Raw genomic sequence first — 22153 nt, 5'->3', positions numbered from 1 at the left:
CGCGGCGGCGAGACCGCAGGGCGGGACTTAAGCACAGGCCGCCCACGCCCGTCAGCCGCCCCTTTCTGTCGCCGCTTCCGCGTTCTATGAGCCTTGCATGTCCAAGCGACCGCAACCGTGACCCGCGACGAGGCCCTGGCGCTGGACGCGGCCGATCCGCTGGCGCGTTTCGGCCAGGCCTTCGCCCTGCCGGACGGGGTGATCTACCTCGACGGCAATTCGCTCGGACCGCCGCCGTTGGCGGTCCATGACCACCTTGCCGACGTCTCGCGCCGCCAATGGGGCGAAGGCCTGGTGCGCAGCTGGAACACCGCCGATTGGATCGGCGCGCCGACCCGGGTGGGCGACAAGATCGCTCGGCTGATCGGCGCCGCGCCCGGCGAGGTGACGGTCGCCGACTCCACCACCGTGAACCTCTTCAAGCTGGCCGCGGGCGCCTGTTCGCTGCGGCCGGGGCGAACCACTATCCTGTCGGAGGCCGGCAACTTCCCGACCGATCTCTACGCCGTGCAGGGCCTCGGCGCTCTGCTGGAGGGCCGCGTGCGACTGAGGACGGTCGCGCCGGATGAGCTGATCGAGGCGATTGACGAGGACACCGCCGCGGTCATCCTCACCCAGGTCCACTACAAGACCTCGCGCCGCTGGGACCTGGCCGCCGTCACCGCCGCCGCCCACGCCAAGGGCGCGCTGATGCTGTGGGACCTGTGCCATAGCGCCGGCGCTATCGCCGTGAACCTGAACGAGGCCCAGGCCGATCTGGCTGTGGGTTGCAGCTACAAGTACCTGAACGGCGGCCCCGGGGCGCCGGCCTTCCTGTTCGTGGCCAAGCGCCACCAGGCGGCGATCCGCTCGCCGTTGACCGGATGGATGGGCCACGCCGAGCCCTTCGCCTTCGAGGACGGCTACCGCCCCGCCGCCGACATCCGCGGCCAGATCACCGGCACGCCGCCGATCCTGGGCCTGGCGGCGCTGGAAGCCGGCCTCGACCTGCAGCTTCAGGCCGATCCGGCGTCGGTGGAGGCCAAGGGCCTGGCGCTCGCCGAGCTGTTCATCGCCGAGGCCCAGGCGCGCGCGGCCGACGCCGACCTCGTCCTGACCGGCCCGCGCGAGCCCGCGCAGCGTGGCCTGCACGTCTCCTTCGCCCACCCGCAGGGCTACGCGGTGGTGCAGGCGATGATGGCGCGCGGCGTCATCGGCGACTTCCGGGCGCCCGATATGGCCCGCTTCGGCTTTTCGCCCCTGTTCCTCAGCTACGCCCAGGTCTGGGACGCAGCGCAGGCGTTGGCGGATGTCCTTGCGACCCGCGCCTGGGATCAGCCGCAATTCCAGCGGCGCGCGGCGGTGACCTGACGGCGACTACAACCGGGACGCAACTTGGGGTCGTAACCTTGCGTCAGGACTTTATGGGCATGTTACGCGGCGAGAGGAGGACCACCCAGATGTCTCCCCGCCCAGGAAACGAAGCCGCCCCGAATCGGCAGCTCAAGCAGGCTGTCGCCTTCGCCGTCCACGCCAGCCGCAACTTCGCCGTCCAGGCGGTGGGTGTGGCCATGGTGGTGGTGACCACCCTGCACGTCACGCCCTGGCCCTATGTGGCCGGCTGGGCCGCGGCCGCCATCGCGGTGCTGGCCGCCGAAGACCGCCTTTTGCGCCGGATCGCCAAGGACCAGGTCTCGCCGGGCGTGGCCGCCTGGGCGCCGGCCCTGCGCATCGCGGCGACCGCGCTCTATGCCCTGGGCGCGCTCGCCCTCATCGCCCGCGGCGGGCCCTCCGAGCGGCTGTTCGCCTTCGCGCTGATGACCTCCTCCATGGTCAATGTGCTGATGCGCTACTATCGCTCCAAGTGGATCCTGCTGGCGGCGATGTCGCCCTATATCGCGATCCTGGGGCTGCTGGCCTTCACCCAGGTGAGGCTCTCCCTGACGCAGGGCCAGCCGGTGGCCGCGCTGATCGCCACCTTCACCCTGGGCACCTTCGGCCTGCAGTTCTGGTCAGCCCGCGGCCAGCTCGCCGCCGCCTGGGATGAGCTCATGGACGCGCGCCAAGCCGCCGAGGAGCGCGAGCGCGCCGCCGAGGCCGCCAACCGCGCCAAGTCCAACTTCCTCGCCACCATGAGCCACGAACTGCGTACGCCCCTCAACGGGGTGCTGGGCATGGCCCAGGCGTTGACCACCGAGCGGCTGACCCAGGTGCAGCAGGAGCGGGTGAAGATCATCCGCCGATCCAGCGAGAGCCTGCTGGCGGTGCTGAACGATCTGCTGGACCTGTCGAAGATCGAGTGCAGTACGCTGGAGCTGGAGATCGCCGAATTCGACCTGGAACATCTGGTGCGCGGCGTCGTGGCCGCCTACCAGCCACTGGCCGATAAGAAGGGCCTGTCCTTCAATTTCGAGATCACCGAGGACGCCCGCGGCCGCTACGACGGCGACTCCGCGCGCATCCGGCGCGTGCTCTACAGCCTGGCCGATAATGCGGTGAAGTTCACCGAGCAGGGCGGCATCACCCTGACCGTCGGCCGCAGCGCCGGCGAGGTGGTGTTCACGGTCTACGACACCGGCATCGGTATCGGCCCCGAGGACCTGGAGCATCTTTTCGAGGGCTTCTTCCAGGCGGATTCCGGGCGCACCCGGCGCTATGGCGGCGCGGGCCTGGGCCTCGCCATCTGCCACGAGATGGCCCAGCTGATGGGCGGCGTCATCGAGGCGTCCAGCGAACTGGGCGCCGGTTCGAGCTTCGTGGTGCGCCTGCCGCTGACGCCGGCTGTGGCGCGCGAGGAGGCTATCCGCCCCGAAGCGGCTTCCGCCGAGCCTGGCGCGCCGCAGGAATTGCGGGTGCTCGCCGCGGAGGACAACGACACCAATCAACTGGTCCTCAAGACCCTGCTGAGCCAGGCCGGCGTCAATCCCACCCTGGTGGAGAACGGCCGGCAGGCGCTGGAGGCCTGGGAGGCGCAGCACTGGGACATCATCCTGATGGACATCCAGATGCCGATCATGGACGGCGTGGCGGCCACCTGCGCCATCCGCGAGCGCGAGCGGGCGACGGGCCGGCCGCGCACCCCGATCCTGGCGGTGACCGCCAACGCCATGACCCACCAGGTGGCCGAGTACGAGGCCGCCGGCATGGACGGCATGGTGCCCAAACCCATCGACATCGCCGCCCTCTTCCAGGCGATGGAGCAGGCTCTGGAGCCGGTCGAAGACACGTCCGAACACGCCGTAGTCTCGGCGGCCTAGACCCTTCCCGCCTCTTTGACGCCTGCGCGCGATCGTCGCAGAGAGGTTGCGCGCCGCGCTTTAACCATGTTGAAATCATTTCGACTTCGGGGGCGAAGGCGAGATGGGGCGTTTCGCAGGTCACCGGCAGAGGCGCCGGTCGTGCGCACTGGGGCGGCTGGCCCAACTGACGGCCGCGCGTGCGCTGACCGTCGCGGTGCTGTCCGGTCTGCCGACCGTCGAAGCCCACGCGGTGACGCTGCCCAGCCTGCATCCGGAAGAGGTCAAGGCCGCACAGGCGGTCTGCGCGGCGGAACGCGAGCCTCTGGTCGAGCGCCAGAAGGAGTATGGCGATCTGCGTCGCGCGCGGCTGACCGCCACCTTCGCCGCCGACGCCAAGGTGGGGCTTTCGATGCTGATGGCCAGCAACCCACTGTTCTCGCTGGCCAGCATGGCGAGGCAGGCGGGCCAGGTCAGCAACGCCATCAACACCATGAACGGCAAAGGGCCCGGCGGCCCCAACGCGAACGGCCAGCCGGTCAGCGCCGAAAACAACGCCATGATGACCGAGGCCCTGACGCTGAAGGTGCCGGGTCTCGGGCCGCCGCTGCCGTCCAGCCTGGTTGGCCAGGAAAAGGACGCGCGCGCGCTGCTGGCCATTTCGGTGGTGACGGCGATCAGCGGCAACCTGGACCTCTACATCAAGATCAAGCAGGAGCAGTTCGGCAACGACACCAGGCTGATGGCGCAGTCCATCGACGGCGACGCCGCGAGCCAGGTGACCGTGACCACCGACACCGCCACGCAGGTCAAGGTGCTCGCCGATTGCCGTAGCCGGCAGGTCGCCGACTACAAGGCCACGCTCGCCGCCGCCGCTGACGACAAGGAGCGCAAGCAGCTGGCCCGTGGTCAGGCCAGCCTGAGGTCCGCCGTCGGCGCCGACCTCGGCCTTAGTCAGGACCTCACGGAGCAGCACACGACGGTCGCCAGGACCCTCACCCAGGCTCTGGCGCTCGCCGAGGCCAGGTCGGAGGCGGAAATTCTCGGGGACCAGGCGCCCGCCTACGCCGCCGAAGCTTCGCGGGCGGCGCTGAGGCTGATCCCGATCGCCGGCCTGAATGCGCCGCCACCGCCCAAGCCGACCTTCATCACCACCCGCGGGACCGTCGCCCGCTCCGCGCCGAACGCCAAGGCGAGCGTGGTCATGAATCTGCCGGCGGGCCGCACGGTCACGCTGTCCGGGCATTCGGCGCAGGACCTCTCCTGGTGGGAGATAGACGTCGCCGGAACCCCGGCCTATGTCCGCGGCGCCGACCTGGCTGAGCCCGGCGCCGCGGCGCCGCCGGAAGCGCCGGCCAAACGCAAGGGCAAAGGCAGGACGCAGGCCGCCGCCGCTCCACCACCGCCGCCCAACGTCCAGGTGCTGAACCACCAGGCGCTCGCTGCGCGGACGGGCGGCGTGGATCTGTTGAGGTCCCTCAATGCCGATTTGGAGCCCCCTATGCGCCAGGCTGGAGGCTCGGGCCGCTGACGCGGTTCGTGAGGGCGATGGCGGCGCCCGTGACGCCAGAGACGACGGGTCGAAGGCGCGGCCGGATCACTGACCTTCCGAGACCCACTTAAGGGTCGCCAGCCACAGGTCGTGGCCGCGATGCATGAGGCTCTCGTCGGTTTCGCGCAGGTGCGCGGCGTCCTTGCCGATGCCGGCTTCATCCATCACCACCCTGCAGTCCGCGCCCTGCGGGGCAAGGAACCAGGTGTGGTAGAAGGTCGGCTGCGCGCCGGGCGCGTAACCGTACCAGCCGAGCCGGGTGTGCGGGACGTATTCGTGGACCCGGCTTTCGAGCGGCAGACCGAAGGTGGTCCAGCGCCAGGTGGTCCCGTCACCCAGGACCTTGGCCCCGTTCAACAACCTCACGTCTTTGCTGTTCGGATACCATTGCGGCCACTTCTCAGCGTCGACGATGTGGCTCCAGACCCTCTCGCAGCTGGCGAGGATCAGCAGCGAATTGTGCGAGAAGAGGTCCGCCGTCTCGGGATTGAAGCCTTCGGGCCAGTGAATGGCCTTGGCGCGGGTCGCGAGGTCGTGCCGCATCGTCATGTGAGGCGCCTTTCCAAGATTGGCGTGGTGGGAAACCGGTTGGGCCGACGCGGACGCAACCGTCAGGGTGAGAGCGGTCAGAGCGGCGCCGAGGAGCCTGGCTCCGAAACGGGCTGGCGGTCCTGCTTTCATGGAAATATCTCCGGTGCGCGGCAGTCATGGGGCCACCGCCACGCCCTGTCTGAACCTGCCGGCTTCCAAAGTGAAACGCGGCAATGTCCGAAGACTGATGACGCCTGGTCATGAATGGGACATTCGGTGCGGCTAGCCGCCGAGGGCCGCCCATGCCCTTCCGATGTCGGCTCAATGCTGGGCGCCTGCGTCGCTGACGCGGGCTGCAATGGCGGTGACGGAGGGATTCGAACCCTCGATACCCTTTCAGGTATGACGATTTAGCAAACCGTTGCCTTCAGCCACTCGGCCACGTCACCTTGCTGAAAACGCTCAGGATTCCTCCTGGCGTCATCGCCCCGCAGCGGACCAGGATCGAAGGGTCCATGGCGGGATCGCGGTTTCTAGCTGACGATAGGGGTTCTGCCTAGACGGCTAGCGCGGCGTTGCACCGGCGAACCGCGCCTCCGAAGGCGTCGAGGCCTATGGCCTCAGGGCCCAAGCGGCAGGCCTGGCGCACGAGCTGTCGCCCTCGCACGATGCACAGCCGTGGGCAACACTCTGTTTCAACGAGACTATATCCCGTCCTGGAACGACATAGCCGACGGCTTCAGCCGTGGGCGAGCCACTCGCGGGCCTGACGCTGGGCCTCGGCCACCTCGTCGGAGGCCATCTCTTCCGAGAGCTCCTTGCGATAGACCTTGGCTTCTACCGAACCGCGCATGGCGGCCAGGTTGAACAGCATGTGCGCCGAAACGTAATCCAGCGGCGCGCCGCCCTGACCGGTCGAATAGAGCAGACCCAGACGGAAGAGTTCGTCGCCTGAAGCTTCCGCACTCGGCAGCGGGAGCCCTTCACTGGCGACTTGCATTTGCGCAAGCATGACCTTTGTCCCTTTTTTGATCGGTTGGAGCCCGTTCTGGACACCGTTCACCGACCTCATCGGAACCCATGGAAACAGGCGCGCGCTGAACACATGGTTAAGGCGGCTGTTGTCAGGCCTTCATCTGGCCATAGGTGTTAAAAGGTCGCAGTTCAGCTTCGCAGTCGCCTTGTGGCCAAGCTCGGGGTTTGATGCCATCCACCGAAGCTGTTCAGGCGCAGTTCAGGCGTGCCTGACATTGTAAGCATCGCCCCCATACTCGTTATGGCTCTGGGGCATGCGTTTTGAGGATGATTGGCGAAATGCGTCGCCTGATCCCACTACTGGCCGCTATCGCGCTCGTCGCCGGACCTCTGGCGACGGCCGGCTCGGCCGTGGGCAAGGAGCGGCATGAAGAAGGCCACCAACAGGCCCCTGCCCGCGGCGAAGGCCGTTGGATGGGCCAACGCCAGGGCCAGGGTCAGGGACCGCCGCGGGGGGCGCCGGGAGAGGCCTATCGCGGCGACGAATACCGTGGCGCGAGCGGCTACGATCCCCGAAGCTATCCGCAAGCTGTCGATCCGCGGGTGGACCCGCGGGGCGGCTACCGCGCCGATCCGCGCTACGATCCCCGGGCCTATGCGGCGCCGCCCGGTTATGGCGGCGCGGCGCGGCGCGGCGGCTATCTTGGACCCGGCGGCGGCGGCGAGGTGATCCAGGATCCGGAGCGTCTGCGCCTGCGGCCGCCGCCGCGTGGCTATGAGTGGGTGCGCACCTCGCGCGGTTGGGCGATGGTCTCGCAGTCCACCCGACAGGTGTTCGACGTCGTGCCATATTAAGCTCTAGCTTGAGACAACTCTTGGTAGTACAACTGGCCATTCGCCCGCTTTTGTAGGGGTGTAGTGCAACCCAAGGTGCGGATTACGCGCGCCTGGGCAGTTGGTGGTCTTCGCATGGCCAGCCCGTCGATCCCTGATTCCGCGACCGGCCGCGCCGGAATCAGGTCGCGGCGCGCGCTCAAGGTCAGACGCGCACGATGGCCCATCGGGGTCGGATTGCTGATCGCCGGGGCCCTGTCGATCGGGCTCTGGACGCTGGTGGCGATGGGCCTGCGGGCGCTGTTCCGTTGAGCCGCGCGATCAGCCGCCGAGCTTGGCCTTCAGCATCTGATTGATCACGCCGGGGTTCGCCTTGCCGCCGGTCTCTTTCATCACCTGACCGACGAACCAGCCGATCGCCTGGGGCTTTTCCTTCACCTGGGCGGCCTGGCCGGGATTTTCGGCGATCAGCCTGTCGATTATGGCTTCCAGGGCGCCGGTGTCGGAGACCTGGCGAAGGCCCTGCTTCTCGACGATCTCGCCGGCCGAACCTTCGCCCAGCCACATCCGCTCGAAGACGTCCTTGGCGATCTTGGAGGAGATCACGCCCTCCTCGATCAGCTGGACAAGCTCGGCGATGGCGCCGGGGAGGATCGGGCTGTTCTCGATCTCGATCCCGCCGGTGGTGAGCCGCGCCGCCAGATCGTTGGTGACCCAGTTGGCGACCAGCTTGGCGTCGCGGCCCTTGGCCGCGGCCTCGTAGAAGTCGGCGCGGGCCTGTTCGGTGATCAGCACCTCGGCGTCGTAGGCGGTGAGCCCGTACTGCGCCTGCAGGCGCGCCTTCTTGGCGTCCGGCAGCTCCGGCAGCGTCGCCTCGATGGCCTTCACCCACGCCGGATCCAGCTCCAGCGGCAACAGGTCTGGATCGGGGAAGTAGCGGTAGTCGTGCGCCTCTTCCTTGGAGCGCATGGAGCGGGTCTCGCCCTTGGTCGGGTCGAACAGGCGGGTTTCCTGATCGATCTTGCCGCCGTCCTCCAGGATCTCGATCTGGCGGCGGGCCTCATATTCAATGGCGGCCTGGATGTAGCGGTAGGAGTTGACGTTCTTGATCTCGCAACGCGTGCCCAGGTGGCTGAAGCTGCCGGTCTCGCGGAACTTCTCGTAGTCGCCGGGGCGGCAAACCGAGACGTTCACGTCGGCGCGCAGGTTGCCCTTCTCCATGTCGCCGTCGCAGGTGCCCAGATAGATCAGGATGGTGCGCAGCTTCTTCACATAGGCCGCGGCCTCTTCCGACGAGCGCATGTCCGGCATGGAGACGATCTCCATCAGCGCGGTGCCGGCGCGGTTCAGGTCGACGTAGGTGGCGTTCGGGTCCTGGTCGTGAAGCAACTTGGCGGCGTCCTGCTCCAGGTGCAGCCGCTCGATGCGCACGGCGAAGGTCGAGCCGTCGTCATGCTCGACGATCACCTCGCCTTCGCCCACGATCGGGTGCTTGTACTGGCTGATCTGATAGCCCTGCGGCAGGTCGGGGTAGAAATAGTTCTTCCGGTCGAAGTGGCTCTTCAGGTTGATCTGCGCCTTCAGGCCAAGACCCGTCTTCACCGCCTGCTCCACGCAGTGGCGGTTGATCACCGGCAGCATGCCCGGCATGGCGGCGTCCACCAGGCTGACCTGGGTGTTGGGGCCCGCGCCCGCGCCCACCGCCGCGCCGGAGAACAGCTTGGCGTTGGAAGCCACCTGGGCGTGCACCTCCAGGCCCAGGACAATTTCCCACGGGCCGGTGCGGCCCTCGATCTGCTTGCTCTTCTCGCTCATGCCGTTTCCCTAGCGCCGACCGCTGCAAAGCGGAAGGCCGGGCAAAAGGATGACTCAAGCGTCACCTTGCGCGGAGCGCCAAATGAGGCCATCAATTTCGCACGGACGAAGAGGCTGGGAGCCCGATCTCGACACGCTGAAATAAACGAGCAACGTTCGCAATCTCGCCGTTTTTCTGGGCGAGCCAAATTGCCGCGCTATCGCTTCTTGCTTGCGCGGCGCCCCGCAGTCGCACTCATGCTTCGCGGACACACCATTGGGGAAGGACCCACAAGCCATGAAGACCAAGCTCGTTGCGGGCCTTGCAGCCCTCGCGACCCTCGCCACCGTCCCGGCCTTCGCGCAAGCCCCGGCCGCCGGCCCGCTGACCGTCGACAAGTCCACGATCGCGGCCATCTGGGCTGACGACAAGGGCAAGGCCGTCCTGCAGAAGGACGTCCCCGGCATTGAACAGTACATGGACCAGATCAAGGACATGACCCTGGCCCAGGTGGCTCCGATGAGCCAAGGCGCCATCGACGACGCCAAGCTGAAGCAAATCCAGGCCGACCTCGACAAGGCCGCCGGCAAGTAAGCTTTCGGACCATCTAGGGTCCAAAGAGATCCCTCCCCTCGCGGGGAGGGATTTTTCTTAGGCGGCTACCACCACTTCGCGGGCCTCGCCTGGAAGTTGGCGGCCTTTTCCAGCGCGCCGCCCAGCGAGAACAGCGTGCCTTCGTCCAGCGCGCGGCCGATCAGCTGCAGGCCGAGCGGCAGGCCCGCGGCGTCGAGGCCCGCGGGCACACTCATGCCCGGCAGGCCGGCCAGGTTCACCGTCACCGTGAAGATGTCGTTCAGGTACATGGCCACCGGATCGTCCGAGCGGTCGCCGAGGCTGAAGGCGGCGCTGGGCGCGGTGGGCGTCAGCAGGGCGTCGACCTTCTCGAAGGCCTGGTCGAAGTCGTCGGCGATGCGGCGGCGGACCTTCAGCGCCTTCACATAGTAGGCGTCGTAGTAGCCCGCCGAGAGGACGTAGGTGCCGATCAGGATGCGGCGCTTGACCTCAGCGCCGAAGCCCTCGGCGCGGGAGCGTTCATAGGTATCGGTCAGGTTGCCGCCCTCGACGCGCAGGCCGTAGCGCATGCCATCATAGCGGGCGAGGTTCGAGGACGCCTCGGCGGGCGCCACGATGTAGTAGGCCGGCAGCGCGTATTTGGTGTGCGGCAGGCTGACCTCGACGATCTCGCAGCCGGCGTCCTTCAGCCAGGCGATGCCCTGTTCCCAGAGCGCATCGATCTCAGGCGGCATGTTGTCGACCCGATATTCCTTGGGCACGCCGATCCGCAGCCCCTTGACCGACCTGCCGACAAAACTCGTGAAATCAGGGGTTTCGACGGGAAGGCTCGTGGAATCCTTCGGGTCGTGCCCGGCCATGGAATTCAGCAGGATCGCGGTGTCCTCGACCGTCCGCGCCATCGGCCCGGCCTGGTCCAGCGACGAGGCGAAGGCCACGATCCCCCAGCGTGAGCAGCGGCCGTAGGTGGGCTTGACGCCGACCGTGCCGGTGAACGAGGCCGGCTGGCGGATCGACCCGCCGGTGTCGGTGGCGGTGGCGCCCAGGCAGAGCTGCGCGGCCACCGCCGAGGCCGAACCGCCCGATGAGCCGCCGGGCGTCAGCTTGGCGTTGCCACCCTCAGCCCGCCACGGATTGACCACCGGCCCCCAGGCCGAGGTCTCGTTTGACGAGCCCATGGCGAACTCGTCCATGTTGAGCTTGCCCAGCATGACGGCGCCGTCGCGCCACAGGTTCGAGGTGACGGTGCTTTCGTAGGTGGGCACGAACTCGCCGATGATCTTCGAGCCCGCGGTCGAGCGCACGCCCTTGGTGCAGAAGAGATCCTTGATGCCCAACGGCGCGCCGTCCAGCGGCCCGGCGTTGCCCGACGCGCGGCGCGTGTCCGAAGCCTTGGCCATCTCGATCGCCCGTTCCGGCGTCTCCAGCACGTAGGCGTTCAGCGCACGGGCGGCCTCCACAGCCTCGACATGCGCCTGGGTGATCTCCACCGAGGAGAAGGACTTGTCGTTGAGGCCGTCAAGGGCGGCCTTCAGGGTCAGCGAGGTGAGGTCGGACATCTATTCGACCACCTTCGGCACAACGAAGAAATTCCCGGCGCGCTTGGGCGCATTGGACAGCACCACCTCCGGATCGCCGCCGTCGGTCACGACGTCGCCGCGCATGGGCAAGGCCACGTGGACGGCCGAGGTCATCGGCTCGACCCCGTCGGTGTCGACCTCGTTCAACTGTTCGATCCAGGCCATGATGCCGTTCAGCTCCTTGGCCAGGCCTTCCAGCTTCTCCTCAGGCTCGGCGATCCGCGCGAGCCTCGCGACCTTGCGTACGGTCGCCGCGTCGATGGCCATGCCATCCCTCCATGAACTTGAGGGCGTGGGTTAGCCGCCTGGGCGACGTCTTTGCAAGCGCTCGCTCGGCTTTGAGACCGGCATAGTTCTTGACCCATCGTTCCAAAACTCTATCTTCGCGGGATGGCAAGACCCAAGGCCTTCGATCGCGACACGGCGCTTCAAGCCGCCCTCGATGTGTTCTGGACGAAGGGCTACGCCGGCGCGTCCACCGACGACCTGACGGTCGCCATGGGGATCGGCCGCCAAAGCCTCTACGACACCTTCGGCGACAAACGCCGCCTCTATCTCGAGGCGCTAACCCGGTACAACACGGAGAACGTCGCCGGGCATCTTGCGGCCCTGCGGAATGCGGCCTCCGCTACGGACGCGATCGAAGGGTTGCTCCTGCGGTTCGCCAACGAGCCCGAACCGCTGCGCGCGCGCGGCTGCATGGGGATCAACGCCATCTGCGAGTTCGGACAGGATCCCGATGTCTCCGCGGCCGGCCGCGCCAGCGGCGAGCTTCTCGAGGCCAACCTCGTGCGCCTACTGGAGACCGGGAAGGCGGCAGGCGACGTCGACAGCGCCGTCGACCCGCGGTCCGCCGCCCGTTTCATCGCCGCGACCCTTGCGGGCCTGAAGGTGCAGGCCAAGGCCGGCGCGCCTGCCGACGTGCTGCGCGAGGTCGCGGCCTTCGCCGTCGGCAGCTTGAAGCCCCGATAGACCAGACCGCCCCGCTGAAACGGCCCAAGCTTTGTCCAATTCTGGACTGTTCGTTCCATTAACCAGAGGATGTTTTCCATGACCACCCTACCCCTCGGCGACAAGGTCGCTCTTGTGCTTGGCGGCTCACGCGGGATCGGCGCCGCCATCGTCCGTCGGCTGGCGGCAGACGGGGCTTCGGTCCTGTTCACCTACGCGAACGCCGCGGCGCAGGCCGACGCGGTCGTGGCTGACGTTGCGGCGCGCGGCGGCCAGGCTGCGGCGGTTCGCGCGGACAGCGCCGATCCGCGGGCCGTGCGCGATGCGGTGGCGCTGACCGTGGCGCGCTTCGGCCGGCTGGACATCCTGGTGAACAACGCCGGCCTGATCGGCATGCGCCGGCCGCAGGGCTATGACATCGATGAGTTCGACCGGATGTACGCGGTCAATGTCCGTGGGCCGCTTGTGGCGGCGGAGGCCGCTCAGGCGGTGATGGGCGAAGGCGGGCGGATCATCATGATCGGCAGCATCGTGGCCGACCGCGTCGGCGTCCCAGGCGGCGCCATCTACGCCAGCACCAAGGGGGCGATCGCGGCCATGACGCGCGGCCTGGCGCGCGACTATGGGCCCAAGGGCGTCACCATCAACAACGTGCAGCCCGGCCCGACCGAGACCGACATGAACCCAGCCGACAGCCCGCACCGGGCCTGGCTGACGGCGCAGAGCCCGCTCGGCCGAGTCGGCGAGCCGGAGGAGATCGCCAATCTGGTGGCGTTCCTGGCCGGTCCACAATCGAGCTACATCAACGGCGCATCGCTGACCGTGGATGGCGGCTTCACCCTCTGACGCCTCGCTGGCGGGCGCCGGTCGCGGCGGCTATGGGTGACCATGGCCGTCGTCGACCTCCTCGAACTTCCCGCCGCCCTGCCGCCGTACACGCCGCTGGTGGGCCTGGACCTGGGGGAAAAGACCATCGGGGTCGCGGCCTCCGACGCCACGCGCACCGTGGCGAGCCCCCTAGAGCTGATCCGCAGGGTGAAGTTCACCGACGACGCCAAGGCGCTCTTCAAGCTGATGGAGAGCCGCGGCGCCGGCGGGATCGTCATCGGCCTGCCGGTGAACATGGACGGGACCGAAGGCCCGCGCTGCCAGTCGAGCCGGGCGTTCGCCCGGAATCTCCTGCGTCTGAAGGACATGCCCATCGCCTTCTGGGACGAGCGGATGAGCTCCATGGCCATCAACCGCATGCTGATCGATGAGGCCGACATGAACCGCGCCCGCCGCGCCGAGGTGGTCGACAAGGCGGCGGCGGGCTGGATCCTTCAGGGGGCCCTGGACCGGCTGCGGAACGGCTAGAGGCCGCCGGCGAACAGGTCCGACTTGCCGATGGGGACGCCCTTGGACCGCAGGATCCCGTAGGCCGTGGACAGGTGGAAATAGATGTTCGTCGTGGCGAAAACCGTCAGCCACTGGCCGGACGGGAGGGTCGGCTCCAGGCCGGTGCCCAGCATGTAGGTCAGCGGGACGTCGTCGCGGCCGGCGAACTGCTCCGGCGTCAGGGTCTTCAGGTAGGCCTTGGCGTCGGCGATGGCGGCGTGGAAGCCCGCCACGTCCAGGGTCTGATCGATTTCCGCCGGGGCCGGCAGGCCCGCCACCCGCGCCGGCCACTGCCGCGTGAAGTTGCAGACCACCATGAGCTGGAAGCGGAGCGGCGCCATGTCGCCGATCAGGCTCCAGTTCAGCATGTCCTCTTCCGAATGGCCGCCGTCCTTGGCGAACTGGGCGCCCTTGGTCAGGATGTTGGCGGCGTTATCCAGCTGCCGGTCGAAGAGATTGATGAAGCTGAAGAGACTGATGGTCATGGTTGGGTTCCTGGGCGGCTCTGGCCGTTCCTCCTAGCCGTGCCGGCAAGAGTCGGCAAAGCGCCGCTTCCCTCCCCGATCAAAGCCGCCTAAGACGCGGCTTTAATGACTACGACGCCGCCTGGTCTGAACGAGGTCCTGCAACGGACCTTCTCCTTCCCGAAGCGGCATTTCCTATCCAGCACCGATCTGAACGAGGTCGAGGTGGCCAATCTCCTCGATCTGGCCGACGGATTCGTCAGCCTGAACCGCCAGACCTCGAAGAAGCTCGACCTGCTCAAGGGCAGGACGCTGATGAACCTGTTCTTCGAGAACTCGACGCGGACCCAAAGCTCCTTCGAGCTGGCCGGCAAGCGGCTGGGCGCCGATGTGGTCAACATGAGCCCGCGCTCGTCCTCGATCGCCAAGGGCGAGACCCTGATCGACACGGCGGTGACCCTGAACGCCATGCAACCGGACCTCTTGGTGGTGCGCCATTCCTCGTCTGGGGCCGCGTCGCTGCTGTCGCAGAAGGTCTCCTGTTCGGTGATCAACGCGGGCGACGGCCAGCACGAGCATCCGACCCAAGCCCTGCTCGACGCGCTCTCCATGCGCCGCGCCTTCGGGCGGATCGCGGGCCTGAAGGTGGCAATCTGCGGGGACGTGGCGCATTCGCGCGTGGCGCGCTCCAACATCGCCCTGCTGCAGATGCTGGGCGCCGAAGTGCGGCTGGTGGGCCCGCCGACCCTGATGCCGCCGCAGGCCGACCGCTGGAACGTGGCCATCTTCCACGACATGCGCGAAGGCGTCGCCGGCTGCGACGTGGTGATGATGCTGCGCCTGCAGCTGGAGCGGATGGATGGCGTCATGGCGCCGTCGCAGCGCGAATACTTCCGCTTCTTCGGCCTCGACCGCGAGAAGCTGGCCTTCGCCGCGCCGCATGTGCGGGTGATGCACCCCGGGCCGATGAACCGCGGCGTCGAGATCGACTCAGACGTGGCCGACGATCTCTCGGTCAGCCTGATCCAGGACCAGGTGGAGATGGGCGTCGCCGCACGCATGGCGGTGCTGACCTCGCTGGCCGCTCGGCTAGAGAACGACCGATGACCCTCCTTCGCCAAGGCTTCGGAGGGCTCTGCCCAATGCTTCGAAGCTCCCTGAAGGGAGCGAAGTAGCATGACCTCTTCGCCGGCACATGGTCGCCCCATCGCCTTCGCCAACGTCCGGCTGATCGACCCGGCCGGCGGCTATGACGGCCCCGGCGGGATCATCGTCACCGAGGGCGTCATCGCCGATGTGGTGAAGGGCGCCGACCTGGGCCCGCTCTCCAAGGATATCGAGGTGGTCGATGGCCGCGGCGCTCTGTTGCTGCCCGGCCTGGTGGACATCCGCGTCAAGACCGGCGAGCCGGGCACGGAGACCAAGGAGACACTGAAATCGGCGGCCCTGGCGGCGGCGGCCGGCGGGGTCACCTCGATCGTCGTGCAGCCCGACACCCATCCGGTGATCGACGAGCCGTCGGTGGTGGACTTCATCCTGCGCCGCGCCCGCGACATTGAGCTGGTGAAGGTCTATCCGGCCGGCGCGGCGACCAAGGGCGGCGAAGGCCAAAGGATGGCCGAGATCGGGCTGATGGCCGAGGCCGGCTGCCTCTATGTCACCGACGCCGACCGGCCGATCGTCGATTCCAAGGTGCTCCGCCGGGTGCTCAGCTACGCCAGGGCGTTCGGGGTGCTGGTGGCGCACCGGCCGGCCGATCCCTGGCTGTCGGCGGGCGCCGCGGCCAGCGAGGGCGAGTTCGCCTCGCGGATGGGCCTGCCCAGCGTTCCGGCCATCGCCGAGAAGATCATGCTGGAGCGCGATCTGGCGCTGGTGGAGCTGACCGGCGCGCCGTTCCTGGTCGACCAGCTGACCACCGCCGACGCCATCGAAAGCTTCCGCCGGGCCCGCGAGCGCGGACTGCCGGTCACCGCCACCACCTCGATCAACCATCTGTCGTTCAACGAGATCGACATCGGCGACTACCGCACCTTCTGCAAGGTCGACCCGCCGCTGCGCAGCGAGGACGATCGCCAGGCGGTGATCGAGGCCGTGGCCTCCGGCCTGATCTCCATCGTGGTCAGCGCGCATGCGCCCGCGCCGGCCGAGGACAAGCGCCTGCCCTATGACGAGGCCGCGCCGGGCGCGGTGGGCCTGCAGACCCTGCTGCCGGCCCTGCTGACCTTCCACCACGAAGGCCGCATCCCGCTGCTCGACCTGATCCGGACCGTGACCAGCGCGCCTGCCGACCTGCTCAAGCTGCCGCAAGGCCGTCTGGCCAAGGGCGCGCCGGCCGACCTGGTGCTCTGCGACTTGAACGCGCCGCTGATCATCGACGCCGACAAGTTGATCTCGAAGTCCAAGAACTCGCCCTTCGATGGACGGCGGCTGCAGGGCAAGGTGCTGCGCACCGTGGTGGACGGCCGAACCGTCTACGCCGGCGGCTGATCGCGCCCTATCGGGCCCATCCTGCCGCGGCCGCGGCCAACAGCACGACGCCCAGCATGATCCGATAGATGACGAAGGGCCAGGTCGAGAAGCGCTCCAGGAAACGCATCAGGCCCCAGATCGCCGCCAGCGCCGAGACCGCGCCGACAGCGATGCCGACACCCAGCACGCTCCAGCCGTGGGCGTCGAGGTGGGCCTTGTGCAGCTCCCACAGCTCCTTCAGGCCGGCCAGCGCGATGGCCGGGATGCCCAGCAAGAAGGAGAACCGCGCGGCGTCCTCGCGCTTGAGGCCGAGCGCCAGCGCCGCGGTCAGGGTCGATCCGGACCGCGAAACCCCGGGGATCAGGGCGCCGATCTGGGCCACGCCGATGAGGATCGCGTCGCGCCCGCCGGCCTGATCCATGGTGCGCTGATGCCGCGCCCAGATCTCAGCCGCGGCCAGGAGGAGGCCCATGACGATGCAGGCGACGCCGATCGCCGGCACGCCGCGCAGCGGCGATCCGCAGGCGTTCAGCACCGGCGACAGCAGCAGGCCGGCGACCGCGATGGGCAGAGTGGCGACGGCGATCCAGAACACCAGGCGCAGGTCGCGATCCCCGAACCGTCCCTTCGCGAGCGCCCGCACCGAGCCGCCGGCCAGGGCGGCCACGTCGCTCCAGAAGTAGCTCACCACCGCCACCAGGGCGGCTAGCTGCATGGCGGCGGAGAAGGCCGCGCCGGGATCGGGCCAGCCCAGGGCCAGCGGGACCACCCGCATGTGGGCGGTCGACGAGATCGGCAGCAGCTCGGTGATCCCCTGGACTACCCCGAGCAGCGCGACCTTGGCGTAACCCAAGGCGACAAAGCCGGTGTCGACTCCACCGCTACACGCGTCCGCCATGCTGCTTCCCTGGGCCCAACGAGAACTGGTTGCCCCCCTTGTCATGGAGGTGCGCTGGAGGGCAAGGCCCGTGGAGGTCGAGCCGATGCTCAGATCGTGTTTTGGCGTCCGACGCCTCACCCGGCGCGATTGACATCATGTAAGTAAAAACTTACGGTAAGTTATTACTTACCTATGTGAGCAAGGCGATGCTTGGACGCTTTTGGCTTCGCACCGCCGCCATCGCCAGCCTGTTGCTGACGCTCGCCCACACCTTCGGCTTCACCAAGACGCAGCCCGGCGCGCAGCTCGCCGCGCGACGGGCGATGGAGGCCGCGCCATTCGACCTGGGCGGATCGGTCCGCACCTACTGGGATGTCTATGTGGGCTTCGGCCTGGTCATCTCGGCGTTGATGCTGGCCCAGGCGGGCGTGCTCTGGCTGCTGGCGCGGCAGGACCGGCGCCATCCCGGCGAGGGCCGTGCTTTCGTGGCGGTGCTGTTCCTCAGCAACCTGGCGACGCTGGGCTTGGACTGGCGCTACCTCTTCGCCGCACCGCAGATCGTCTCGGCGGTGATCACGCTCGCGATCGGCGCAGCCTTCGTGACCCTGGGCCAAGGTGCGACCCAGACCCGGACTGCGACGGCCTGATTAGGCCGCCTCGACCGTCTTCAGCCCTTCGCGCAGCTCGCGTTTCAGGAACTTGCCGCTGGCGTTGCGCGGCAGGGGCGCATCGAGCAGCCAGATGTAGCGGGGGATCTTGTGGCGGGCCATCAGGGCCGCGCAATGCTCGCGCAGTTCGGCGGCGTCCACCGCCTGCCCCGGCCGCATGACCACCGCGGCCCCGACCTCCTCGCCCAGCCTGTCGTCGTGGACGCCGAAGACGCTGCATTCAGCGACGCCGGCATGCTGATGGAGCACCGCTTCGACCTCGGCGCAGTAGATGTTCTCGCCGCCACGCAGGACCATGTCCTTCTTGCGGTCGACCAGGAACAGGAACTGGTCCTCGTCGATGTAAGCCACGTCGCCGGTATGCAGCCAGCCGTCGGTGATCGACTCCGCGGTGGCGTCGGGGCGGTTGATGTAGCCCTTGATCACCGGCGCGCCCTTGACCCACAGCTCGCCCGGCTGGCCAGCGCCCACGGCCTGGCCGTCGTCGCCGACGATCCTGACCTCGAAGGTCGGCATGGCCCGGCCGCAACTCGCCGGCTTGTCGACGAAGAAGTCGCCGGCCACCGCGGTGATGATCCCGCAGGTTTCGGTCATGCCGTAACCGGTGTTGGGCCGGGCGGTGGCCACGGTGGAGTCGATCTTGGCGACCAGGTCGGGCTGCAGCTGGGCGCCGCCGCCGCCAACCGTCAGGAGGCTCGATGTATCGTACCTGGCGAAGTCCGGGTGGGTGACCAGTTCGCGGGACATCACCGGCACGCCGCTGACGCCGCTCACCCGCTCACGCTGGATCAACTCCAGGGCGGTGGTGGCGTCCCAGCGGTACATCAGCACCATCTTCCCGCCGGCCGCGGTGGTCACATAGGCCGCGCAGTTGTTGGCTGTGACGTGGAACAGCGGGGTGGTGATCAGGGTCACCGGGATCGGCGGCGGCGCGGCCGGATCGATCGCGACGCCCGTGGCCCGCGCTGTGGCCAGCGCCTGCACCTGGCCGGAGAACACCATGTTCATCAGGTTGGTGACGCAGCCGCGGTGGGTCAGCTGGGCGCCCTTCGGGAAGCCCGTCGTTCCGGAGGTGTAGAAGATGCAGGCGTCGGCGTCGGGATCGACCTCGACGGCGGGGAGCGAGCCCCCGAAGGCGATCACCTCGGCCCAGGCGACGGCCTTGTCCGGCAGGGTCTCGGTCCGCGTGGCCACCAGAACCGCCTCGCCCAACATCGACCGCTGCTCAGCCAGGCGCGCGATGCGCTCGCCGTCGGCGAACAAGACCTTCGGCTTGGCGTCGCTGAGGCCATAGGCCATCTCAGCCGACGTCCACCAGGCGTTCATGCCGACCACGGCGACGCCCAGGCAAACCGCGGCCCAGTAGATCAGCATCCACTCCGGATAGTTGCGCATGGCGATGGCGATCCGGTCGCCGGGCTTCACGCCGACGCTGAGCATCCAGTTGGCGATCGAAGCCACCTGGGCGTGGGCCTCGGCATAGGTGATGCGCTCGTCGCCGTAGACCAGGTAGTCGCGCGGCCCGAACGGAGCGGTGGACAACCACAGCGCGCGGACGCTGGGCGGAACGTTCTTGAAGCTGCGCAGCCGCGCCCCGCGCACCTCGATCTCCTCGACCTCGAAGGGCGCGCCCGGCCCCGTAAGATCCGCCCAGGCCTGGTTGAGTTCCGCGTAGTGCATCCTACCCTCGACTATGCTGCGCAAGATCGCGCTCGCAGCCGTCTGTGTGCGGCCTTGAACGTCACATAGGCGAAGAGGGGGCGCCGAAGGAAGCCGCTAAGGCGTTGCGCGTCACCGCATTGGGACTTAGCCACTTGGAGATGCCTATCGTTGACGCCCTGAAGGCGCTCGGAAACGACCGCCGCCTGCTGATCCTGGACTGGCTGAAGGACCCCCGCGCCCATTTCCCGCCGCAGGTGGATGGCGACCTGGTGGAGGACGGCGTCTGCGGCGTCCATATCGCCGCCAAGCTGGCGGTCAGCCAGCCGACGCTCAGCGAGCACATGCGCATCCTGACCCAGGCCGGCCTGGTGATCCCCAAGCGGATCAAGCAGTGGACCTTCTATCGCCGCAACGAAGCCGCCATCGCCGCGCTGAAGACAGCCTTCGACGCCGAGGTCTAGGCGCCGGTGAGCCCGCCGGGCTAGGACTCTGTCCCAAGGGGGAGCGTTCATGTTCGAGGGCCTGACGACCGTCCAGCTCGGCGCCGCCGTTGTCGGTGGCTACCTGCTGGGCTCGATCCCGTTCGGGGTGATCGTGATGCGTGCGGCCGGCGCCGGCGATCCGCGGGCCATCGGCTCGGGCAATATCGGCGCGACCAACGTGCTACGCAGCGGCCGGCGCGACCTGGCGGCCCTGACCCTGATCGGCGACGGCGGCAAGGGGGCCTTGGCGGTGCTGATCGCGTGGCTGGCCACGCGGGGCCTCGGCAACGACGCCCAGGCCGTGCTGACCAGCCTGGCGGGTGGCGCGGCCTTCTTCGGGCACATCTTCCCGGTCTGGCTGAAGTTCAAGGGCGGCAAGGGCGTGGCGACCTTCTTCGGCACCCTGCTGGCGGCGGCCTGGCCGGTGGGGCTGATCGCCGGCGCCACATGGCTGCTGATGGCGGCGCTATTCCGGATCTCGTCCCTCGCGGCTCTGACGGCGGCTGTGGTGGCCCCGGTCGCGGCGCTCTTGCTGCATCGCCAGCCGGTGGCGGCGCTCGCCCTGGTGATGGCCGTGCTGATCTACGTCCGCCATGACGCCAACATCCGCCGCCTGCTGAAGGGCGAAGAGCCGCGGATGGGCGGGTCGAAGAAAGCGCCGACCGCGTGACGCAGGCGCTGTCGGACGCCGAGCGGCGCGATTGGCTGAAGCTGGCGCGCACCGAGAACGTCGGCCCGATCACCTTCGACCAGCTGTTGCAGCGGTTCGGGACCGCGGCGCGGGCGCTGGAGGCGCTGCCCGACCTGGCCAAACGCGGCGGCCGCAACATACGGCTGGCGACCGACGCCGCTGTCGACAAGGAGCTGGCTGACGGCGCAGCCTTGGGCGCGCGGCTGATCGCGTCGTGCGAGGCCGCCTTCCCGTCCGCGCTGGCCGCCCTCGATCCGCCGCCACCGATCCTGTGGGCCCGAGGGCGCATCGAGATCCTCGACCGGTCCGGCGTGGCGATCGTCGGCGCGAGGGTGGCCTCGGCGGCCGGGCAGCGGTTCGCCCGCGGCTTGGCGTCGGAGCTGGGCCAGGCGGGTCATGTAATCGTCTCCGGCCTGGCGCGGGGGATCGACGCCGCGGCGCACGAAGGCGGCCTGCCCACCGGCACGGTGGCGGTCCTGGGCGGCGGGATCGACGACATCTATCCGCCGGAACACGCCGGGCTCTACGCACGCATCGTCGAGGCCGGCTGCGTGGTCTCGGAGAGCGAGCCGGGCCGCACGGCGGTCGCCCGCGACTTCCCGCACCGCAACCGGATCATCTCCGGCCTGTCGCGGGCCGTGGTCGTGGTGGAGGCCGAACTGCGCTCCGGCTCGCTGATCACCGCGCGCCTGGCGGGCGAACAGGGGCGCGAAGTGCTGGCGGTGCCGGGCTCGCCCCTCGACCCGCGCGCCAAGGGGACCAACGACCTGATCCGCCAGGGCGCCGCCCTGTGCGATGGCGCCGAGGACGTGCTGCGGGCCCTTGAAGGCCTGCGCAGCCTGCACGAGCCGGATCGCCGCTACGACCAGGGACCGCCGGCCGATCCGGACGACGCCCTGCGCGCGTCTGTGGCCGCGCTGCTCTCGCCCACCCCGGTTTCCCGCGACGAACTCGTAGGGGCCACCGGCGGCCCCGCGCCGGCGGTCTTCGCGGCCCTTGTGGAACTCGCGCTGGCGGGGCGTTGCGAGCTGCTGCCCGGCGGCATGGTCTCGTCCAGCTAACGCCGCAATGTCACCGCAAGGCGCGGAAATAATAGGGTTAGGGACAGCGTCTACGATGACCGCTCAAAACCAAGTCGGAGAACCCACTCTATGAAGCTCAGGATCGCGATCACCCTCGCCGCGCTGGCCGTCGCCGGATCGGCTTTCGCTCAACCGCCGGCCGGCGGCCAGAGCCCGTCGCCGGAGATGCAGGCCGCCCGCAAGGCGATGATGGACGCCTGCGCCACCGACACCAAGACCCTCTGCGACGGCAAGGCGGCGGGCCGCGAGACCATGATGTGCCTGCGCGACTCCGCCGACAAGGTCAGCGCGCCCTGCAAGGACGCCATGGCGAAGATGATGGCGGCGCGCCGCCCACAGTAGGCTGACACACTTCTGAAACGACGGCCGGGC

The 22153-nt window shown here is 68.5% G+C and carries 24 protein-coding genes and 1 tRNA gene; 16 read left to right on the top strand and 9 right to left on the bottom strand.

All coding sequences use genetic code 11. The features are described from left to right. Window positions 1-117 precede the first annotated feature (117 nt). From kynU to VHS75_RS07170, 3 genes are all read left to right on the top strand, one after another. Window positions 118-1350 carry a kynureninase gene (gene kynU, locus VHS75_RS07180; protein ID WP_329637923.1) on the top strand — a complete coding sequence of 411 codons (1233 nt, stop codon included), beginning with the start codon at window positions 118-120 and terminating at the stop codon, window positions 1348-1350. An 89-nt stretch (window positions 1351-1439) separates the two neighbouring features. Further along, on the top strand, window positions 1440-3236 hold the full coding sequence (locus VHS75_RS07175; protein ID WP_329637922.1) for an ATP-binding protein: 1797 nt from the start codon (window positions 1440-1442) through the stop codon (window positions 3234-3236). A gap of 103 nt (window positions 3237-3339) precedes the next feature. Continuing rightward, window positions 3340-4746: an SH3 domain-containing protein gene (locus tag VHS75_RS07170; protein WP_329637921.1), complete on the top strand. Its 1407-nt coding sequence runs from the start codon at window positions 3340-3342 to the stop codon at window positions 4744-4746. Between the two features lie 66 nt (window positions 4747-4812). On the opposite strand, the gene VHS75_RS07165 is transcribed toward VHS75_RS07170, so the two are convergent. From VHS75_RS07165 to VHS75_RS07155, 3 genes are all read right to left on the bottom strand, one after another. Further along, a complete protein-coding gene (locus VHS75_RS07165; protein WP_329637920.1) occupies window positions 4813-5316 on the bottom strand; it encodes an SRPBCC family protein in 504 nt (167 codons plus the stop codon). A gap of 341 nt (window positions 5317-5657) precedes the next feature. Beyond that, a tRNA-Ser gene (locus VHS75_RS07160) sits at window positions 5658-5747 on the bottom strand. 290 nt (window positions 5748-6037) lie between these two features. Beyond that, window positions 6038-6310 carry a sel1 repeat family protein gene (locus VHS75_RS07155; RefSeq protein WP_329637919.1) on the bottom strand — a complete coding sequence of 91 codons (273 nt, stop codon included), beginning with the start codon at window positions 6308-6310 and terminating at the stop codon, window positions 6038-6040. 302 nt (window positions 6311-6612) lie between these two features. Between VHS75_RS07155 and VHS75_RS07150 the strand changes: the two genes are divergently transcribed. Beyond that, window positions 6613-7128, top strand: a complete 516-nt coding sequence (locus VHS75_RS07150; protein ID WP_329637918.1) for an RcnB family protein — start codon at window positions 6613-6615, stop codon at window positions 7126-7128. Window positions 7129-7242: 114 nt separating this feature from the next. Then, on the top strand, window positions 7243-7419 hold the full coding sequence (locus VHS75_RS07145; RefSeq protein WP_329637917.1) for a hypothetical protein: 177 nt from the start codon (window positions 7243-7245) through the stop codon (window positions 7417-7419). 9 nt (window positions 7420-7428) lie between these two features. Here the strand turns inward: VHS75_RS07145 and gatB are convergent, their stop codons facing one another. Then, on the bottom strand, window positions 7429-8922 hold the full coding sequence (gatB, locus tag VHS75_RS07140; protein ID WP_329637916.1) for an Asp-tRNA(Asn)/Glu-tRNA(Gln) amidotransferase subunit GatB: 1494 nt from the start codon (window positions 8920-8922) through the stop codon (window positions 7429-7431). Between the two features lie 277 nt (window positions 8923-9199). Here gatB and VHS75_RS07135 point away from each other — a divergent pair, with 277 nt between their 5' ends. Then, window positions 9200-9496 (top strand): hypothetical protein, encoded by a 297-nt coding sequence (locus VHS75_RS07135; RefSeq protein ID WP_329637915.1) that lies wholly within the window; start codon window positions 9200-9202, stop codon window positions 9494-9496. 65 nt (window positions 9497-9561) lie between these two features. Here the strand turns inward: VHS75_RS07135 and gatA are convergent, their stop codons facing one another. Both gatA and gatC read right to left on the bottom strand, forming a co-directional pair. Then, window positions 9562-11034, bottom strand: a complete 1473-nt coding sequence (gene gatA, locus VHS75_RS07130) for an Asp-tRNA(Asn)/Glu-tRNA(Gln) amidotransferase subunit GatA (RefSeq protein WP_329637914.1) — start codon at window positions 11032-11034, stop codon at window positions 9562-9564. Beyond that, a complete protein-coding gene (gene gatC, locus VHS75_RS07125) occupies window positions 11035-11322 on the bottom strand; it encodes an Asp-tRNA(Asn)/Glu-tRNA(Gln) amidotransferase subunit GatC (protein ID WP_329637913.1) in 288 nt (95 codons plus the stop codon). It lies immediately after the preceding gene. A 123-nt stretch (window positions 11323-11445) separates the two neighbouring features. Here gatC and VHS75_RS07120 point away from each other — a divergent pair, with 123 nt between their 5' ends. From VHS75_RS07120 to ruvX, 3 genes are all read left to right on the top strand, one after another. Then, entirely contained in the window at window positions 11446-12027 is a 582-nt protein-coding gene (locus tag VHS75_RS07120) for a TetR/AcrR family transcriptional regulator (protein WP_329637912.1), read from the top strand. Between the two features lie 78 nt (window positions 12028-12105). After that, window positions 12106-12852: an SDR family oxidoreductase gene (locus tag VHS75_RS07115; RefSeq protein ID WP_329637911.1), complete on the top strand. Its 747-nt coding sequence runs from the start codon at window positions 12106-12108 to the stop codon at window positions 12850-12852. 42 nt (window positions 12853-12894) lie between these two features. Continuing rightward, complete coding sequence (gene ruvX, locus VHS75_RS07110; RefSeq protein ID WP_329637942.1) at window positions 12895-13362, top strand: Holliday junction resolvase RuvX; 468 nt, start codon at window positions 12895-12897, stop codon at window positions 13360-13362. Here the strand turns inward: ruvX and VHS75_RS07105 are convergent. Continuing rightward, window positions 13359-13868: a DUF1993 domain-containing protein gene (locus VHS75_RS07105; RefSeq protein WP_329637910.1), complete on the bottom strand. Its 510-nt coding sequence runs from the start codon at window positions 13866-13868 to the stop codon at window positions 13359-13361. The genes ruvX and VHS75_RS07105 overlap by 4 nt on opposite strands. 105 nt (window positions 13869-13973) lie before the next feature. On the opposite strand from VHS75_RS07105, the gene VHS75_RS07100 reads away from it, so the two are divergent. Then, the gene (locus tag VHS75_RS07100) at window positions 13974-14954 is read left to right on the top strand and encodes an aspartate carbamoyltransferase catalytic subunit (RefSeq protein ID WP_329637909.1); all 981 of its coding nucleotides are present in this window, start codon (window positions 13974-13976) and stop codon (window positions 14952-14954) included. A 69-nt stretch (window positions 14955-15023) separates the two neighbouring features. Beyond that, on the top strand, window positions 15024-16334 hold the full coding sequence (gene pyrC, locus VHS75_RS07095; protein ID WP_329637908.1) for a dihydroorotase: 1311 nt from the start codon (window positions 15024-15026) through the stop codon (window positions 16332-16334). Window positions 16335-16341: 7 nt separating this feature from the next. On the opposite strand, the gene VHS75_RS07090 is transcribed toward pyrC, so the two are convergent. Beyond that, window positions 16342-17214 (bottom strand): undecaprenyl-diphosphate phosphatase, encoded by an 873-nt coding sequence (locus tag VHS75_RS07090; protein ID WP_329637907.1) that lies wholly within the window; start codon window positions 17212-17214, stop codon window positions 16342-16344. 188 nt (window positions 17215-17402) lie between these two features. Between VHS75_RS07090 and VHS75_RS07085 the strand changes: the two genes are divergently transcribed. Next, window positions 17403-17843 carry an LIC_13387 family protein gene (locus VHS75_RS07085; RefSeq protein ID WP_329637906.1) on the top strand — a complete coding sequence of 147 codons (441 nt, stop codon included), beginning with the start codon at window positions 17403-17405 and terminating at the stop codon, window positions 17841-17843. On the opposite strand, the gene VHS75_RS07080 is transcribed toward VHS75_RS07085, so the two are convergent. Further along, window positions 17844-19544: a class I adenylate-forming enzyme family protein gene (locus tag VHS75_RS07080; protein WP_329637905.1), complete on the bottom strand. Its 1701-nt coding sequence runs from the start codon at window positions 19542-19544 to the stop codon at window positions 17844-17846. Window positions 19545-19684: 140 nt separating this feature from the next. Here VHS75_RS07080 and VHS75_RS07075 point away from each other — a divergent pair, with 140 nt between their 5' ends. The 4 genes from VHS75_RS07075 (at window position 19685) to VHS75_RS07060 (ending at window position 22123) form a co-directional block, all read left to right on the top strand. Beyond that, entirely contained in the window at window positions 19685-19987 is a 303-nt protein-coding gene (locus VHS75_RS07075; RefSeq protein ID WP_329637904.1) for an ArsR/SmtB family transcription factor, read from the top strand. Between the two features lie 49 nt (window positions 19988-20036). Further along, complete coding sequence (gene plsY / locus VHS75_RS07070) at window positions 20037-20678, top strand: glycerol-3-phosphate 1-O-acyltransferase PlsY (RefSeq protein WP_329637903.1); 642 nt, start codon at window positions 20037-20039, stop codon at window positions 20676-20678. Further along, a complete protein-coding gene (dprA, locus tag VHS75_RS07065; protein ID WP_329637902.1) occupies window positions 20675-21760 on the top strand; it encodes a DNA-processing protein DprA in 1086 nt (361 codons plus the stop codon). Before plsY ends, dprA begins: the two co-directional genes overlap by 4 nt. A 90-nt stretch (window positions 21761-21850) precedes the next feature. Next, window positions 21851-22123: a hypothetical protein gene (locus VHS75_RS07060; protein WP_329637901.1), complete on the top strand. Its 273-nt coding sequence runs from the start codon at window positions 21851-21853 to the stop codon at window positions 22121-22123. Window positions 22124-22153 lie beyond the last annotated feature (30 nt).

The organism is Phenylobacterium sp. (assembly GCF_036264965.1).
In the GTDB taxonomy this organism is placed as follows: Bacteria; Pseudomonadota; Alphaproteobacteria; order Caulobacterales; family Caulobacteraceae; genus Phenylobacterium.
This window is presented reverse-complemented; position numbering and strand designations above follow the sequence as displayed.